The organism is Serratia sp. YC16, from assembly GCF_009707615.1.
GTDB lineage: Bacteria > Pseudomonadota > Gammaproteobacteria > Enterobacterales > Enterobacteriaceae > Serratia > Serratia surfactantfaciens.
This window is the reverse complement of record NZ_WLYN01000003.1, coordinates 450,614-466,286: the sequence shown is the minus strand read 5'-3', so window position 1 is coordinate 466,286 and position 15,673 is coordinate 450,614. Positions and strand designations below refer to the sequence as shown.

General features: G+C 59.8%; 14 protein-coding genes. 8 read left to right on the top strand and 6 right to left on the bottom strand.

Features of this window, described 5'->3' with window-relative positions; translation table 11 throughout:
* The first annotated feature begins 2 nt into the window (after positions 1-2).
* From rpsR to GKN89_RS14080, 3 genes are all read left to right on the top strand, one after another.
* Positions 3-230 (top strand): 30S ribosomal protein S18, encoded by a 228-nt coding sequence (gene rpsR / locus GKN89_RS14090; RefSeq protein ID WP_000135199.1) that lies wholly within the window; start codon positions 3-5, stop codon positions 228-230.
* A 39-nt stretch (positions 231-269) separates the two neighbouring features.
* A complete protein-coding gene (gene rplI / locus GKN89_RS14085) occupies positions 270-722 on the top strand; it encodes a 50S ribosomal protein L9 (RefSeq protein ID WP_004933629.1) in 453 nt (150 codons plus the stop codon).
* Between the two features lie 111 nt (positions 723-833).
* Positions 834-1,187, top strand: a complete 354-nt coding sequence (locus GKN89_RS14080) for a DUF488 domain-containing protein (protein WP_019453369.1) — start codon at positions 834-836, stop codon at positions 1,185-1,187.
* Positions 1,188-1,190: 3 nt separating this feature from the next.
* Here the strand turns inward: GKN89_RS14080 and GKN89_RS14075 are convergent, their stop codons facing one another.
* A complete protein-coding gene (locus GKN89_RS14075; protein WP_154747207.1) occupies positions 1,191-1,859 on the bottom strand; it encodes an OapA family protein in 669 nt (222 codons plus the stop codon).
* A 267-nt stretch (positions 1,860-2,126) separates the two neighbouring features.
* Between GKN89_RS14075 and fklB the strand changes: the two genes are divergently transcribed.
* The gene (gene fklB / locus GKN89_RS14070; RefSeq protein WP_004933618.1) at positions 2,127-2,747 is read left to right on the top strand and encodes an FKBP-type peptidyl-prolyl cis-trans isomerase; all 621 of its coding nucleotides are present in this window, start codon (positions 2,127-2,129) and stop codon (positions 2,745-2,747) included.
* A 43-nt stretch (positions 2,748-2,790) separates the two neighbouring features.
* Here fklB and ytfE read toward each other — a convergent pair whose 3' ends face one another.
* Both ytfE and GKN89_RS14060 read right to left on the bottom strand, forming a co-directional pair.
* A complete protein-coding gene (gene ytfE, locus GKN89_RS14065; RefSeq protein WP_019453367.1) occupies positions 2,791-3,456 on the bottom strand; it encodes an iron-sulfur cluster repair protein YtfE in 666 nt (221 codons plus the stop codon).
* Between the two features lie 113 nt (positions 3,457-3,569).
* Positions 3,570-5,522, bottom strand: a complete 1,953-nt coding sequence (locus tag GKN89_RS14060; protein ID WP_063918020.1) for a bifunctional 2',3'-cyclic-nucleotide 2'-phosphodiesterase/3'-nucleotidase — start codon at positions 5,520-5,522, stop codon at positions 3,570-3,572.
* Positions 5,523-5,776: 254 nt separating this feature from the next.
* Here GKN89_RS14060 and cysQ point away from each other — a divergent pair, with 254 nt between their 5' ends.
* Positions 5,777-6,517 (top strand): 3'(2'),5'-bisphosphate nucleotidase CysQ, encoded by a 741-nt coding sequence (gene cysQ / locus GKN89_RS14055; RefSeq protein WP_033644177.1) that lies wholly within the window; start codon positions 5,777-5,779, stop codon positions 6,515-6,517.
* A gap of 1 nt (position 6,518) precedes the next feature.
* Here the strand turns inward: cysQ and GKN89_RS14050 are convergent, their stop codons facing one another.
* Positions 6,519-7,076, bottom strand: a complete 558-nt coding sequence (locus GKN89_RS14050) for a YtfJ family protein (protein ID WP_025159587.1) — start codon at positions 7,074-7,076, stop codon at positions 6,519-6,521.
* Positions 7,077-7,406: 330 nt separating this feature from the next.
* On the opposite strand from GKN89_RS14050, the gene GKN89_RS14045 reads away from it, so the two are divergent.
* Positions 7,407-7,613 carry a DUF1107 domain-containing protein gene (locus GKN89_RS14045; RefSeq protein WP_019453363.1) on the top strand — a complete coding sequence of 69 codons (207 nt, stop codon included), beginning with the start codon at positions 7,407-7,409 and terminating at the stop codon, positions 7,611-7,613.
* A 67-nt stretch (positions 7,614-7,680) separates the two neighbouring features.
* Here GKN89_RS14045 and GKN89_RS14040 read toward each other — a convergent pair whose 3' ends face one another.
* Positions 7,681-9,012 (bottom strand): hemolysin family protein, encoded by a 1,332-nt coding sequence (locus tag GKN89_RS14040; protein ID WP_154747206.1) that lies wholly within the window; start codon positions 9,010-9,012, stop codon positions 7,681-7,683.
* 180 nt (positions 9,013-9,192) lie between these two features.
* On the bottom strand, positions 9,193-9,831 hold the full coding sequence (gene msrA, locus GKN89_RS14035; RefSeq protein ID WP_086012758.1) for a peptide-methionine (S)-S-oxide reductase MsrA: 639 nt from the start codon (positions 9,829-9,831) through the stop codon (positions 9,193-9,195).
* Positions 9,832-10,138: 307 nt separating this feature from the next.
* On the opposite strand from msrA, the gene GKN89_RS14030 reads away from it, so the two are divergent.
* Positions 10,139-11,857: an autotransporter assembly complex family protein gene (locus GKN89_RS14030; RefSeq protein ID WP_195934014.1), complete on the top strand. Its 1,719-nt coding sequence runs from the start codon at positions 10,139-10,141 to the stop codon at positions 11,855-11,857.
* The gene (locus GKN89_RS14025; RefSeq protein WP_019453359.1) at positions 11,854-15,672 is read left to right on the top strand and encodes a translocation/assembly module TamB domain-containing protein; all 3,819 of its coding nucleotides are present in this window, start codon (positions 11,854-11,856) and stop codon (positions 15,670-15,672) included. Before GKN89_RS14030 ends, GKN89_RS14025 begins: the two co-directional genes overlap by 4 nt.
* Position 15,673 lies beyond the last annotated feature (1 nt).

Below are 15,673 nucleotides of genomic sequence, written 5' to 3'. Positions count from 1 at the left end.
AAATGGCACGTTATTTCCGTCGTCGCAAGTTCTGCCGTTTCACCGCGGAAGGCGTTCAAGAGATTGACTATAAAGACATCGCTACGCTGAAAAACTACATCACCGAAAGTGGTAAAATTGTACCGAGCCGTATCACCGGTACTCGTGCAAAATATCAGCGCCAGCTGGCCCGTGCTATCAAGCGCGCGCGCTACCTGTCTTTGTTGCCGTACACTGATCGTCATCAGTAATCGGCCACTGTCCATTAACGACTTTGAGAGGATAAGGTAATGCAAGTTATTCTGCTTGATAAAGTAGCAAACCTGGGCAGCCTGGGTGATCAAGTTAACGTTAAAGCGGGCTACGCTCGTAACTTCCTGGTACCACAGGGCAAAGCTGTTCCTGCTACCAAGAAAAACGTTGAGTTCTTCGAAGCACGCCGTGCTGAACTGGAAGCCAAACTGGCTGACGTTCTGGCTGCTGCTGAAGCTCGCGCAACCAAGATCAACGAACTGGGTTCAGTGACCATCGCTTCCAAATCTGGCGACGAAGGTAAACTGTTCGGCTCTATCGGCACCCGCGACATCGCTGACGCAGTGACTGCGGCAGGCGTTGAAGTTGCCAAGAGCGAAGTTCGTCTGCCGAACGGCGTTCTGCGTACCACTGGTGAGCACGAAGTGCACTTCCAGGTACACAGCGACGTGTTCGCACAGCTGAATGTAGTTGTGGTTGCAGAAGCGTAATTTACGCTGCTGTTAACCCGGTTAAAACGCCAGCCTCGCGCTGGCGTTTTGCTTTTCTGCGCCCGGCAAAACGCGCTACGCTTGAACTCGGGATGAAAAGGAGAGCGTGCGATGGCAAAGATTACTCTGCAACGGGTTTACGACTTCAGCGCGCCGGCGCCGGCGCATTGTTATCTGATAGATCGGCTATGGCCGCGCGGCGTCAGCAAGGAAAGGCTGGCGGGCGTGCAGTGGCTGAAACAGGTGGCGCCGGATGACGAGCTGCGCAAGTGGTTCCATCAGCATACCGACCAGTGGGCGGTCTTTGAGGCGCGTTACCGCCAACAGCTGGTGGCCAATGATGCCTGGCGGCCGCTGGTAGCGCTGTTGCGGCAGGGGGAGGCGCTGACGCTGCTGTATGGCAGCAAGGATACCGAGCACAATCAGGGCGTGGTGCTGCGCGAGTTTCTGCTGGCGCAGCTGTAGGGATTAGCGTTCCCGGCGGTAGCTGCCGTCGGCCTGGCGGCGGAACAGCACCTGGCTGTTGTCTGCGGTGGTGACCGACAGCGCGTTAATCACGCCGTTGGCGTCGCGTTCGATACGCACTTCCTGGCCGGCTTTCATGTTGCTCAGCGGCTTGTCGCCGCCTTCCACCTGCGCCATGGCGAACACTTCATTCACCGGCAGGTTGTTGTCGCGAAACAGCTGGGCCAGCGTCTGGCCGGGCTGGATCTGATAACGCTGCCAGTTGCCCGCCGGCGCAGTTTCGTTGGCAGACGTGGTGCCGCCGTTTTGCAGTTCGGCCTGCAGCGGCACGCTGGTTTCCTGCTGAGATACCGGGAACGGCTGTCTTTCGGGCGAGTAAGGCCACAGCAACGCCAACAACAGAATGATGCCGAAGATCAGCACCCAGCGGCGGTGGAAGTAGGGCAGCGGCTCCATCCAATGGAAACCGTCCGGCAGATGCCAGACTTTGGCCAGCAGCGCTTTGACCTGCTGCATTTTGTCGTTGGCCGACGGCGGTTCCGATGGCGGCTCCGCGCCTTCAGACGCAGGTGCGGCGCCCGGTTTCAGGCGCTGGCTGACGTTCAGCCAGGTGCGCAGCAGCGGCTGGTAGATGCGGGTGGTTTTCCTTCTCCTGGGCGCGATTCTGCCCATGGTGACCTCTCTTCGACGGCGTAATAATTAGCGCGGCGCGACAAACGCGTCGCCTGCCCGGTATCCTGCTTTCAGTATAGTCCGCTAACTGATTGAAGTGAAAGGCGGCTGAGCGGCAGAGCCGAGGTTTGCGGCTGCGGGCGTTAACAGAAGGTTATTGTTTCTTTTTCTACGACAAAAGTCATCATTCTCCACACAAGATTTTACCCGGCATTGACGCGCTGTTATGCTGCGCTTTCGACTTTTTACAGACTTAAGGAAAACCCCATGACAACCCCTTCTTTTGACAGCGTTGAAGCGCAAGCAAGTTACGGGATTGGTTTACAGGTCGGCCAGCAGCTGCAAGAGTCCGGGCTGGAAGGTTTGCAACCGGAAGCTTTGCTGGCGGGTCTGCGCGACGCGCTGGAAGGGAATGCCCCGGCGGTTCCGGTAGACGTGGTGCACCGTGCGCTGCGTGAAATCCACGAGCGTGCGGACGCGGTGCGCCGCGAGCGCCAGCAGGCGATGGCCGTTGAAGGCCAGAAGTTCCTGGACGACAACGCCAAACGCGACGACGTGACGCTGACCGAATCCGGCCTGCAGTTCTCCGTGCTGGAGCAGGGCAACGGCCCAATCCCGTCCCGTCAGGATCGCGTGCGTGTGCACTACACCGGTCGTCTGATCAACGGCGACGTATTCGACAGCTCGGTTGAGCGCGGCCAGCCGGCGGAATTCCCGGTCAGCGGCGTGATCCCAGGCTGGATCGAAGCGCTGACCCTAATGCCGGTCGGCTCCAAATGGCAGCTGTATATCCCGCACAACCTGGCCTACGGCGAGCGTGGTGCTGGCGCGTCCATCCCGCCGTTCAGCGCGCTGGTGTTCGACGTCGAGCTGCTGGAAATCCTGTAATCCCACCGAGGATTGCTCTGGGCGCCTTCGCGGCGCCCTTGTTTTATGCGCCGCGCAGCGCGCGCGGGAACAGCAGATTGTTCTCCAGACTGATGTGTTCCATCAGATCGCCGATGAACTCGTCTATGCCGTTGTACAGCGCTCGCCAGGTGGTGCAGGCGCCCTCCGGCGGCGTGACGTTATCGGTGAGGAACTTCACCACCTCCAGTTGCTCGCCCGCCTCGTCATGTTCATGTTCCATCACCGAAATAGGTCCGGCGGCCTGTGGCCCCATCCCCTGTTTGATCAGCGGGAACAGGATCTGCTCCTCTTTCATCATGTGATTCTCCAGATCCAGGCGGATCAGGTTCAGCTGCTTCGCCAACCCGCGCGGGCAGGCGGGTTTGTCGCCGTGCACGCGTTCAACTTTTTCCGCCATCAGCACCAGTTCGGCCAGCTGTTCTCGGTGCCGCTGATGAAAGCGCGGCAGAATGTAGTCGATCACTTCATCGAGCGGGGCCGTGCGCCAGTCACGGTTTTGTACCGGCGTGGCGGCCAGAGCGGCCAGTTCGTTCTCCAATCTGTCGATATCCAGGCCTTTGCGCTCGGCGGCGCGTTCCAGCGACTGTCGGCCGCCGCAGCAGAAATCCAGCTGGTGTTGGCGAAAAAGACGGGATGCCCGGGGAATGGCGATAGCGAGCGCGCCAAGGGATTGGTTGCGGTAATCCATGGTAGTGCCTCTTTAAACGAAGGAATTTTATAACATGCATTTTAAATGCAATTTAAAGGGCGCGCCAGCGGGAAAATAGCGAAGATGGCCGGGGGATTGCCCCGGCCTGGCGATTATTTTGCGCTCAAATCGATGCGATAGACCGCGAAACCGATGCGGTCATTGCCTTCGGCGGTCATCGGGTATTGAGCGTGCTCTTTGATAAATGCCGTTGCTTTGTCCGATGGCGAGGTCTCGAAGCGAATATCCAGCGGCTGCTTGCTGCTGAAGGTCGCCAAACGCCAATTGTTGTCTGCCTGCGGATGCACTGCGCCGCGCCGTTTGGTTTCGGCGCTGATGTAGGCCGCCAGCACCGAACGATTCTCATCCGGCGAAGCGAAGGCGATATGTTGGTCGCCGGTGCCGGCAAACTTGCCGCCGTAGGCGCGGTAGTTGTTGGTGGCGACCAGGAAGGTGGCGTTCGGATCGATCGGCTTGCCGTTGAAGGTCAGCTGCTTGATGCGCTCCGCCTTATCGTTGATCAGCTGGCATTCGCCGTCATAGCGCGCCGGCTGGCTGACGTCGATCTGGTAATTGACGCCGTCGATCACGTCGAAGTTATAGGTGCGGAAGCCGTCCCAGTTGATCAATCCTTGCGGCTTGGCGTTATTGACGTCTATCTGGTTGAACTGACCGGCGGAGCACTCCAGCCACTCTTTCACCTCTTTGCCGCTGGCCTTCACCACCACCAGCGTATTGGGATAGAGATAGAGATCGGCGGCGTTGCGGAAGGTGAGCTGGCCCTTTTCCACTTCGACGAAGCTGGCGGGATCGTTCTTGCGGCCGCCGACCTTGAACGGCGCCGCCGCCGACAACACCGGCAGATCGGCAAGATCCGGGTCGCCCTGGATGTAATGTTCGACGTAGGCCTTCTGCGCATTGTTGACGATTTGCACCGTCGGATCGTCCTGCACCAGCGCCAGATAGCTGTACATGTTGCCGTCGGATTTGCCGATCGGCTGGCTGACGAACTCGCGCGTGCCCTTGTGATCGTCCGCCAATACTTTCACCAGCGCGGCGTCTTCAGCCGCCAGCGATTTCTTGTTCTCTTTGTCGTAGATCGGCCGCGCTTCCGCTTTGGCGGCGGTCACTTTCCAACTGCCGCCATCGTTGTTGAGCTGCAGGTCGACCACGCCGAGATGATCGCCCCACTGGCCCGGCATGACCGCCGGTATGCCGTTCAGCAGGCCCTTATCGATATCCGCGCCTTTGATGTTGGCGAAGTCCTTGCTCGGGAACACCGCATGGGCGTGACCGAACATGATGGCGTCGATGCCCGGCACCTGGCTGAGGTAATAGACCGAGTTTTCCGCCATCGCCTTGTAAGGCTCGCTAGACAGCCCGGAATGCGGGATCGCCACCACCAGATCGGCGCCCTGTTTACGCATTTCCGGCACATAGCGCTTGGCGGTGGCGGTGATGTCGTCCACCGTCACTTTGCCCTGCAGGTTAGCTTTGTCCCATACCAGGATCTGCGGCGGCACGAAGCCGATGTAGCCGATGCGTAGCGTATGCGTCTTGCCGTCGCGGTCTTTCACCGGCGTATCGACGATGATGTACGGCGTGAACAGCGGTTTTTGCGTTTTGGCGTCGAGGACGTTGGCGTTGATATACGGGAATTTGGCGCCGGCGATGGCGTTCTTCAGGTAATCCAGCCCGTAGTTGAACTCATGGTTGCCGATGTTGCCGACCACATAGTCCAGCGTGTTCATCGCCTTGTAGACCGGGTGCACGTCGCCCGGCTTCAACCCCTTGGCCGCCATGTAGTCGCCGAGCGGGCTGCCCTGAATGATGTCGCCGTTGTCCACTAACACCGCGTTGGTGGCCTGCTGGCGCGCCTGTTGGATCAGACTGGCGGTGCGCACTAGGCCGAATTTGTCGGTCGGGGTGTCCTTGTAGTAATCGAAGTCCATCATATTGCTGTGCAGATCGGTGGTTTCCAGCACGCGCAGATCGACGGTCGCCGCCTGCGCCGAGGCGCACACCAGCAGCGCAAGCGCGGACAGCCTCAGTGGATGCTTCATCATTGGGGGTCTCTCCATTCCATTATTCGAGTGTTATCGCAGAGGGAAATGTAATTAACATTGCTTGCCACAGCAAACTGTGAAGTTTGACAGAAAACGGCGGTAGGTAACGCGGGGAAGTTCACAGTTGCGCCCTACAAGATCTGAGCAATTCCCGAGGCTTAGGCGGTTGAGATGGATATTCGGCGCAAAAAAAACTAGTCTGCTAGCAGAGACAGAGGGAAATTTCCCACGGAGATGCGGAGTTGAGGTGCATGATGTTAGAGCGAATTTGCCAACTGTCCCGCGAGGCGGGAGCGGCGATCATGGCGGTGTACGATGGTGAACAACCGCTTGATGTCGCACAGAAAAAAGATGATTCACCGGTGACGGCGGCCGATCTGGCGGCGCACCATATCATCAAGCGCGGCCTGGCGGCGCTGACGCCGGAGGTGCCGCTGCTGTCGGAAGAGGATCCGCCGGCGTGGGAAGAGCGCCGCAACTGGACGCGCTACTGGCTGGTCGATCCGCTGGACGGCACCAAAGAGTTTTTGCATCGCAATGGCGAGTTCACGGTCAATATCGCCCTGATTGAAGACGGGCAGGCGGTGATGGGCGTGGTGTATGCCCCGGCGATCGACGTGTTGTATCTGGCGGAGCGCGGCAAGGCCTGGAAAGAAGAGAAGGGCGTGCGGCAGGCGATCGGCGTCAGCAACGCGCATCCGCCGCTGGTGGTGGTGAGCCGCTCGCATATCGACGACGAACTGAAAGACTATCTGCAGCAGCTGGGCGAGCACCAGACCGTGTCCGTCGGTTCTTCGCTGAAATTCTGCCTGGTGGCGGAAGGCAAGGCGCAGCTCTATCCGCGCTTCGGGCCGACCAACATTTGGGATACCGCCGCAGGGCATGCGGTGGCGGTGGCCGCCGGGGCGCAGATTCACGATTGGCAGGGCAAGCCGTTGCTTTACACCCCGCGTGAATCCTTCCTCAACCCCGGCTTCCGGGTTTCGCTGTTCTGAGTTAGTTCGCCAACAGCTGGTGCAGCTTGGACATCACCTGCTGCACCTCTTCCGGCGTCAGCGCGCCGTCTTTGGCGAACTGGATGCGCCCTTGCTTATCCAGCACCACAATAGCTGAGCCTTTCGGCTGCAGATCCCAGGCTTTGCGCACGTTGCCGTCGCTGTCGACGATAAACTGCGACCATGGGAACTCCTTCTTGCTGTCTTCAATGCTGCTGCGCACGAACATCGCGGTGCCCATCAGGGCATCGTCGGTGTTGACGATTGTCGTCGTTTGGTAACGATCGTGTGGTAGCTTCGCCTTCTTGATCGCTTCAATCAGTGGGTCGTTCATGTCTTTGGCGGAGCTGCGGCCGGCAATATGTTGTATCACCCGCACTTTTCCACTGAGCTGCGCGCTGTTCCAGTTTTGGTAGCTAAAATTACCGTCAGCGTAATTGAGTTCTCCTTTGTCGCTGACGCCGACCGGCGCCACGCGCTGCTGGAGCTGGAAGTTGTGTGCGGAAGCGAAAAGCGGGGCGAGCAGCAGGGATACCATCAGCATGCGACTTGTTTTCATGCTTTCTCCTTGTAATGGGGGGAATTTGTGCGACAGCACTTCGACAGCCTAAAGCATAGGATGTGATAAGAGGTCTGTCCTGTTAACCGGATCGCAGATTTTCCCTTGGTTCGCTAATCATCAGATTTTGAAGGGATATCCTGAAAACGTTATAAATTATCATATACAATTCTGTCAAAAAGTGTAAATCCAGCGTAGATCACCGGGCGAAAGTGAACGTTCTGGTCTTTACTGGGTCTACTACATGCAATCAAGTTGCGTTCTGAATTTCGAGGCTGCCACCTTTGGCGGCTCGCTGAGCGCATGGATCAACGGGAGGAGCGTAAAAGAATGAGAATCTTCCAGCGTTATAACCCTTTGAAAGTGGCAAAGTACGTTAAGACCCTGTTTCGCGGAAGGCTATATATCAAGGACGTAGGCGCATTTGAATTCGACGAGGGGAAAATCCTGCCGCCGAAGATTCGCGACAAGCGCCATTTCAGCGTGATGTCTGAAGTGAACCGTCAGGTGCTGCTGTTGCAGGCCGAGTTCGGTTGAACACCGTGCTGACAGCTGAAAAAAATGCGGCCCCGATGGGGCCGCTGATGTTTTTGTCCCGCCGCCGTCAAGCCGACGGCGTGTCTTCCGGCGCCTTCGGCAGCACCGCCGCCGGTTTGTCGCTCAGCCGGGTGACCAGCAGCTGGTCTATCTTGTAGCTGTCGATATCCACCACTTCAAACTTGTAGCCGGCGTATTTGACGAAGTCGGTGCGTTTCGGGATCTTGCGCAGCATATACATCATAAAGCCGCCGATGGTCTCGTAGTTACCCGCCTGCGGGAATTCGTCGATATCCAGCACGCGCATCACGTCGTCGATCGGTGTGCCGCCTTCAATCAGCCATGAGCTTTCGTCACGCGCTACGATCTGCTCTTCCTGACCCTGGCCGACCAGGTCGCCCATCAGCGTGGTCATCACGTCGTTAAGGGTGATGATGCCCACCACCAACGCATATTCATTGAGGATCACCGCGAAGTCTTCACCGGCGGTTTTGAAGCTTTCCAGCGCTTCAGACAGCGTGAGGGTGTCCGGCACGATCAGCGCCGAACGGATCTGCACGCCGCTGCTCAGCACCAGGCTCTGGTTGCCCAGCACGCGGTTCAGCAGGTCTTTGGAGTCGACGTAGCCGACCACCTGATCGATATGGCCGTCGCACACCAGGAACTTGGAGTGCGGGTGGGTCGAGACTTTCTCCTTGATGCTCTCTTCGCTTTCGCGCAGATCGAAGTACACCACGCTTTCGCGCGAGGTCATCGAAGACGGCACGGTGCGCGATTCCAGTTCGAACACGTTTTCAATCAACTCGTGCTCCTGCTTGCGCAGCACGCCCGCCAGGGCACCGGCTTCCACCACCGCGTAAATATCATCGGAAGTGATGTCGTCCTTGCGCACCATCGGCAGCTTGAACATGCGGAAGATCAGGTTGGCCATGCCGTTGAAGAACCACACCAGCGGGCGGAAGATCATGATGGAGAAACGCATCGGGTTGATGATCCGGACGGCGACCGTCTCTGGTGCAATCATACCGATGCGCTTCGGGGTCAAATCGGCGAACAGGATAAACAGGCTGGTCACCAGCACGAAGGAGCAGATGAAGCTGACCTGTTCCGCCAGTTCGGGGGACAGGAATTTAATAAAGAATTGTTGGAAGGTGCCGGAAAAAGCCGCGTCGCCAACGATACCGCCGAGGATGGCTACGGCGTTCAGGCCGATCTGCACCACGGTGAAGAAGATGCCCGGAGTTTCTTGCAGTTTAAGCACTCTGGCGGCGTTGATGTTGCCTTCGTCCGCCATCAGCTTCAGTTTGATCTTGCGCGAGGCGGCCAGAGAGATTTCCGACAGTGAGAAGAACGCACTCACCGCGATCAGAAAAAGAATCAGTAAAATACTGTTTAACATAATCTATCCATACGTGCCGACGGGATGCCGGCGCTCTTGAGGAAGGGTAGTACATAGTAAAAAAAGCAGCGATAACAACCAGAAGGGAAGCTATCGGGCCGCAGAAGCGGCCCGCATAGTATAGCAGTTGCCCCACAGGGGCCGCCAGCGGTTAAAAAAGTGCCGCCGGCCGGCATCGGATCAGCCCTGCGGCGGCAGGCACACGCCGATGCCGCCCAGCCCGCAGTAGCCTTCCGGGTTCTTGAACAGGTACTGCTGGTGATCGTCTTCCGCGTAATAGAACGGCAGCGCCGGCGCGATCTCGGTGGTGATGACGCGCTTGTCGCCCGCCGCGTCCATCGCCTGCTGGAAGCGCTGCAGGCTGCTTTCGGCTTCGGCCTGCTGTTCCGGGCTCAGCGTATAGATCGCCGAGCGGTACTGCGTGCCGACGTCGCCGCCCTGGCGCATGCCCTGCGCCGGATCGTGATTTTCCCAGAACAGCTGCAGCAGCTGTTTGTAGCTGACGACCTGCGGATCGAACACCACGCGCACCACTTCGGCATGGCCGGTCTGGCCGCTGCATACTTCACGGTAGGTCGGGTTCGGCGTGTAGCCGCCGCTGTAGCCGGCGGCGGTGCTGTAGACGCCCGGCTGTTGCCAGAACAGGCGCTCTACGCCCCAGAAACAGCCCATGGCGAAGATCGCCACTTCCATGCCTGCCGGCACCTGGGTCATCGAGTGTTCGGTGACCACGTTGAGCGTTGCGACAGGCATTGGCGTGGTGCGGCCAGGCAGCGCGCTTGCCTTATCGACGGTTTGTGATTTATCAAAAAATGGCACCACGGTTGACTCCTGTTGTCACAGTAAGAATTGACCCTACATGGCGGCGGTTCGGTTGTATCTCACCGCGTCTTTGCCCACAATAAGTGGCAAGTTGGATTTTGTATAAGCTTAACGCAGTATTTTGAGCGCCAAAAGTGAAGAATTCGCCTGTTGCGCGGCGGTGGCAAAGCGCGGCGGGCGGCGTCCGGAACTAGGCTGAAGAGGGCTGCCGTCATGATAGCGCGGAGTCTGCCCTGGCCCCGGAGCGAACACCATAACAGGAAAGTAAAATCAATAAGGAGAACACGTGCCAAAGTACCCGGTCATGTGCTTGATAGCTGTGTTGCTTGCAACACCTGCAGCCTACGCGGCGAACGTGCGGTTGCAGGTGGAAGGGTTAAGCGGAGAATTGGAAAAAAACGTCCGGGTGCGGCTGTCGTCGATCACGCCTGAAGAAGTCGGCACCGACGGCCGTTTTCGCGCGCGGGTGGATGAGGCGGTGCGCCAGGGGCTGCGCGCGCTCGGCTATTATCAGCCGACCATCGAGTTTACGTTGGACGACAGGCCGGGGATGTCGCGCCCGGTGCTGCATGCCAAGGTCAATCCGGGCGAGCCGGTGCGCATCGCCGGTGCCAACATCGTGCTGGAAGGCGGCGCAAAGACCGATGAGGACTACCTGGCGCTGGTAAAGAAGGACCGGCCGACCATCGGTGAGATCCTCAACCACGGCAAGTATGACAGTTTCAAAGGCTCGCTCACCGGCCTGGCGCTGCGCAAAGGCTACTTCGACGCCGACATGACCAAAAGCCAGCTCGGCGTGGCCGAAGATCTGCACAAGGCGTTTTGGGATATCGATTTCAACAGCGGCGAACGTTATCGCTTCGGCAAGGTGAAATTCACCGGTTCGCAAATCCGCGAAGACTATCTGCAAAATCTGGTGCCCTTTCATCAGGGGGATTACTACAGTTCAGAGGATTTGGCCGAGCTGAACCGCCGTTTGTCCGCCACCAACTGGTTTAACTCGGTGGTGGTGTCCCCTGATTTCAACGATGCCAAAGAGAACAAGATTTTGCCGTTGGACGCGCTGGTGACGCCGCGCACGCGCAACACCGTCGAAACCGGTATCGGTTACTCCACCGACGTCGGCCCACGGGTGAAAGGCACCTGGAAAAAGCCCTGGCTCAACGATCGCGGGCATAGCCTGGAAACCAGCGCCAGCGTGTCGGCGCCGGAGCAGCAGCTGGATCTGACCTACAAGATCCCGCTGCTGAAGAATCCGCTGGAGCAGTATTACCTGCTGCAGGGCGGGCTCAAGAACGTCAATCTCAACGACACCAAATCCGTCACCTCCAAAGTGGTGGCCTCGCGCAACTGGGATCTCTCCAGCGGCTGGCAGCGGGCGATCAACCTGACCTGGCGCTGGGATAACTTTACCCAGGGTAACGTCAGCAACACCACCATGCTGTTGTATCCCGGCGTCAGCTTCAACCGCACCCGTTCGCGCGGCGGCCTGATGCCGACCTGGGGCGACAGCCAGCGCTACTCCATCGACGTGTCCGACACCACTTGGGGCTCCGGCGTGGACTTCGCGCTGATGCAGGCGCAGAACGTCTGGATCCGCACCCTGGCCGACAAGCACCGTTTCGTGGCGCGCGGGCAGGTGGGATGGATTGAAACCAACGATTTCGACAAGGTGCCGCCGGATCTGCGTTTCTTCGCCGGTGGCGACCGCAGCATTCGCGGCTACAAGTACAAAGACATTTCGCCGCGTGATAACGACGGCAAGCTGACCGGTGCCTCCAAGATGCTGACCGGATCGCTGGAGTACCAATACAACGTGACCGGCAAATGGTGGGGGGCGATGTTCGTCGACTCCGGTGAAGCGGTGAACGATATCAAGCAGAGCAACTTCAAAACCGGCGCCGGTGTCGGCGTGCGCTGGCAGTCGCCGGTGGGGCCGGTGAAGCTGGATATCGCCGCGCCCGTGGGGGACAAGGACACCCACGGGATGCAGTTCTACATCGGTTTGGGGCCTGAACTATGAGCCTGGTTAAAAAGATTTGTCTCGGATTTCTGGTCGTCTTGCTGTTGCTGATCGGCGGTCTGGCCTTCCTGGTGGGCACCACCACCGGTTTGCATATGGTCATCAACGGCGCGGCGCGCTGGGTGCCTGGGCTGGAGATCGCCGGCGTCAGCGGCGGTTGGCGCGATTTGACGCTGAAGGGCGTGAAGTATCAGATGCCGGGCGTGACGGTCAACGCCGGGCAGTTCCACCTCTCCCTCGATCTGTCCTGCTTTAAACGCAGTTCGCTGTGCGTCAACGCCTTGACCGCTCAGGACGTGGACGTGGCGGTGAACACCAAAGAGATGGCGCCTGCCGCGCCGGTGGAGGAGAGCAGTGAGCCGACCACCAATCTCAGCACGCCTTATCCGATCACGCTGCGCCTGTTGGCGCTGAATAACGTCAAGGTCACCGTCGACGACACCGCCATCTCTCTGGCCGAGTTCCGCACCGGTGCACACTGGCAGGAGCGCGCGCTGACGCTGATGCCCACCAAGATCGGCTCGCTGCTGATCGCGTTGCCGAAAACCCCGCAAAACCCGTTGCCGGAAGCGGTGCAACCGGCGGTAGAGGTGGCGAAAAAGGTCGGCGAGCAGGTTACCGAAGCGGCGAAACCGGCGCCGCAGCCGGAAGAGAAGCCGCTCGGCGAAACGCTGAAGGAACTGTTCGCCAAACCGCTGTTGCCGGATCTGCCGGACATCCGCCTGCCGCTGGATATCACCGTCAAAGAGATCAGCGGCGAGCAGCTGCGCTTGACCGGCGATACCGACGTGCTGATCACGAGCCTGTTGCTGCAGGCCAGCACGCAGGACCAGCATATCCAGCTGGACAACTTCGACGTGAAATCGCCGCAGGGCACGCTGTCGGTGCAGGGACAGGCGACCCTGACTGGCGACTGGCCGGTGGCCCTGACCGCCAACAGCGCGTTGAATATCGAGCCGCTGAAGGGCGAGAAAGTGAAGCTGAACATCGGCGGCGGACTGCGTGACGAGCTGAAGGTGGCGCTGAACCTGTCCGGCCCGGTCGGGGCCCAACTCGATGTGCAAACCCGGCTGGCCGAAGCCGGCCTGCCGCTGGCGCTGACGCTGCAGAGCAAGCAGCTGAAATGGCCGCTGAGCGGCGAGGCGCAGTATCAGGTCAACGATTTCCGCCTGCGCTTTAACGGCAAGGCGACCGACTACGCGCTGTCGACGCGCGCCAATCTGAAAGGCCAGGATCTGCCGCCGGCGGTGTTGACGCTGGACGGCAAAGGCAACGTCGAGCAGTTCAAGCTGGAGCGCCTGCGCCTGGCGGCGCTGCAGGGCAATACCGACCTCACCGCGCTGGTGGACTGGAGCAAGGCCATCAGTTGGAACTCGCAATTGACGCTGAGCGGCATCAATACCGCCAAGCAGTGGCCGGAATGGCCGGCGAAGCTCGACGGCAAGATAGTTACGCGCGGCAGCCTGCACGGCGGCAGCTGGCAGTTGCAGGTGCCGGTGTTGCAGCTGGACGGCAACGTGAAGCAGAACAAGGTCACGGCGCGCGGCACGCTGAGCGGCAACGCCGCCGGGCAGTGGAAGATCCCCGGCATCGATCTGACGCTGGGGCGTAACCAGCTGAACGTCAAAGGGCAGCTGGACGAGAAGAGCTGGAATCTGGACGCTAACATCGACGCGCCGCGTCTGGACGGCGCGCTGCCGGGCCTGGGCGGCACCGCCAAAGGGCTGCTGAAACTGCGCGGCAATCTGCAGGCACCGCAGCTGCTGGCGGATTTGACCGCCTCCGGCTTGCAGTGGCAGGCGCTGCGCATCAACCGCGTGAAGATCGATGGTGATGTGCGCTCCACGGATCAGATCCAGGGGCAGTTGGCGGTACGCGTCGAGCAGCTGAAGCAGGACGCGCTGGAGGTCAGCCTGCTGACCCTCGACGCCAAAGGCAGCGAGAAACAGCATCAGCTGCAGTTGAAGATCGACGGCAAACCGGTCTCCGGCCAGCTGGCGCTGCAGGGCAGCTTCGATCGTCAACAGCAGCGCTGGCGCGGCAATCTGAACAACACCCGCTTCGATACGCCGGTCGGGGAGTGGCGCCTGACGCGCGCCATCGCGCTGGACTACCTGAACACCGAGCAGAAGATCAGCGTCGGGCCGCACTGCTGGCAGAACCCGAATGCCGAACTGTGTGTGCCGAAGACCATTGAAGCCGGCCAGAGCGGCCAGGCCAGCGTGGTGCTTAACCGGTTCGACCTGGCGATGATCAAACCGTTCCTCGGTCCGGAAACCGCCCTCAGCGGCGTGTTCACCGGCCGTGCCGACGTCAGCTGGAAACCAGGCGGCGCGCTGCCGGAGGCGAAAGTCACGCTGGCCGGCAACGGCGTCAAGGTGGTGCAGCAGGTACAGGGCAACGCGCTGCCGATCGCCTTCGATACGCTGACCCTCAACGCCGGGCTGAACAACGGCCGCGCGCAGGCCGACTGGCGGATCAAACTGACCAACAACGGCCAGTTCGACGGCAACATCCAGGTGGCGGATCCGCAGGTGCGGCGCACCATCAGCGGCAACGTCAATATCACCAACATCTCGCTGGCGCTGATCAACCCGGCGCTGATGAAGGGCGAAAGCGCGGCGGGCATGCTGAACGCCAACCTGCGCCTGGGCGGCAGCGCGCAGAAGCCGCTGGTGTTCGGCCGCCTGGCGTTGGATCGGGCGAAGGTGCAGGGGCACTGGATGCCGTTCGACATGACCGATGCGCGGCTGGCGGTGAATTTCAACGGCATGACCTCGACGCTCGAGGGGCTGCTCAGCACCACGCGCGGTCAGCTGAATCTGGCGGGCGACGCCGACTGGCGTGACATCAATGCCTGGCGTGCGCGCATCGCCGCCAAGGGCGACAAGCTGCGGGTGACGGTGCCGCCGATGATCCGCATCGACGTGTCGCCGGATCTGGTGTTCGAAGCCACGCCGCAGCTGTTCTCGCTCAACGGCAAGGTCGATATTCCCTGGGCGCGCATCACGGTGCAGGAGCTGCCGGAAAGCGCGGTGGGCGTCTCTTCCGACGAGGTGATGCTGGACGATCAGCTGAAGCCGATTCAACCGAAGACGGCATCGATCCCCATTAACAGCAACCTGATGATTCACGTCGGCAACGACGTGCGGCTGGATGCTTTCGGCCTCAAAGCCCGCCTGAAGGGCGACCTGAAGGTGGTGCAGGACAAGAAAGGGCTGGGCCTCAACGGCCAGATTGACATCCCTTCCGGTCGATTCCATGCTTATGGTCAGGATTTGATCGTGCGTAAAGGGCAGCTGATGTTCTCCGGTCCGCCGGATCAGCCGCTGCTCAACATCGAGGCGATCCGCAACCCGGAATCCACCGAGGACGACGTGACCGCCGGCGTGCGCGTGACCGGCCTGGCGGATGCGCCGAAGCTGGAAGTGTTCTCCGATCCGGCCAAATCGCAGCAGGAAGCCTTGTCTTATCTGCTGCGCGGCCAGGGTTTGAGCAGTTCCGGCGCCGACGGCAACGCCATGACGTCGATGTTAATCGGCATGGGGGTTGCACAAAGTGGTCAACTTGTGGGTAAAATCGGCGAGGCATTCGGCGTGAGTAATTTGGCCCTGGACACTCAGGGGGTTGGCGACAATTCCCAGGTTGTCGTGAGCGGCTATGTCCTCCCAGGCTTACAAGTAAAATATGGGGTGGGCATTTTCGACTCGCTGGCCACGCTGACGTTGCGTTATCGCCTGATGCCTAAGTTGTATCTTGAAGCGGTGTCTGGTCTCGACCAGGCATTAGATTTGCTCTATCAGTTTGAGTTTTAGC

Coding starts and splice junctions, on each gene's coding strand:
- ytfE (WP_019453367.1), bottom strand. CDS start 3,456: ATGGATTACCGCAACCAATCCCTTGGCGCGCTCGCTATCGCCATTCCC.
- GKN89_RS14030 (WP_195934014.1), top strand. CDS start 10,139: ATGTGCTTGATAGCTGTGTTGCTTGCAACACCTGCAGCCTACGCGGCG.
- fklB (WP_004933618.1), top strand. CDS start 2,127: ATGACAACCCCTTCTTTTGACAGCGTTGAAGCGCAAGCAAGTTACGGG.
- GKN89_RS14075 (WP_154747207.1), bottom strand. CDS start 1,859: ATGGGCAGAATCGCGCCCAGGAGAAGGAAAACCACCCGCATCTACCAG.
- rplI (WP_004933629.1), top strand. CDS start 270: ATGCAAGTTATTCTGCTTGATAAAGTAGCAAACCTGGGCAGCCTGGGT.
- rpsR (WP_000135199.1), top strand. CDS start 3: ATGGCACGTTATTTCCGTCGTCGCAAGTTCTGCCGTTTCACCGCGGAA.
- GKN89_RS14060 (WP_063918020.1), bottom strand. CDS start 5,522: ATGATGAAGCATCCACTGAGGCTGTCCGCGCTTGCGCTGCTGGTGTGC.
- GKN89_RS14025 (WP_019453359.1), top strand. CDS start 11,854: ATGAGCCTGGTTAAAAAGATTTGTCTCGGATTTCTGGTCGTCTTGCTG.
- GKN89_RS14045 (WP_019453363.1), top strand. CDS start 7,407: ATGAGAATCTTCCAGCGTTATAACCCTTTGAAAGTGGCAAAGTACGTT.
- GKN89_RS14050 (WP_025159587.1), bottom strand. CDS start 7,076: ATGAAAACAAGTCGCATGCTGATGGTATCCCTGCTGCTCGCCCCGCTT.
- GKN89_RS14080 (WP_019453369.1), top strand. CDS start 834: ATGGCAAAGATTACTCTGCAACGGGTTTACGACTTCAGCGCGCCGGCG.
- GKN89_RS14040 (WP_154747206.1), bottom strand. CDS start 9,012: ATGTTAAACAGTATTTTACTGATTCTTTTTCTGATCGCGGTGAGTGCG.
- cysQ (WP_033644177.1), top strand. CDS start 5,777: ATGTTAGAGCGAATTTGCCAACTGTCCCGCGAGGCGGGAGCGGCGATC.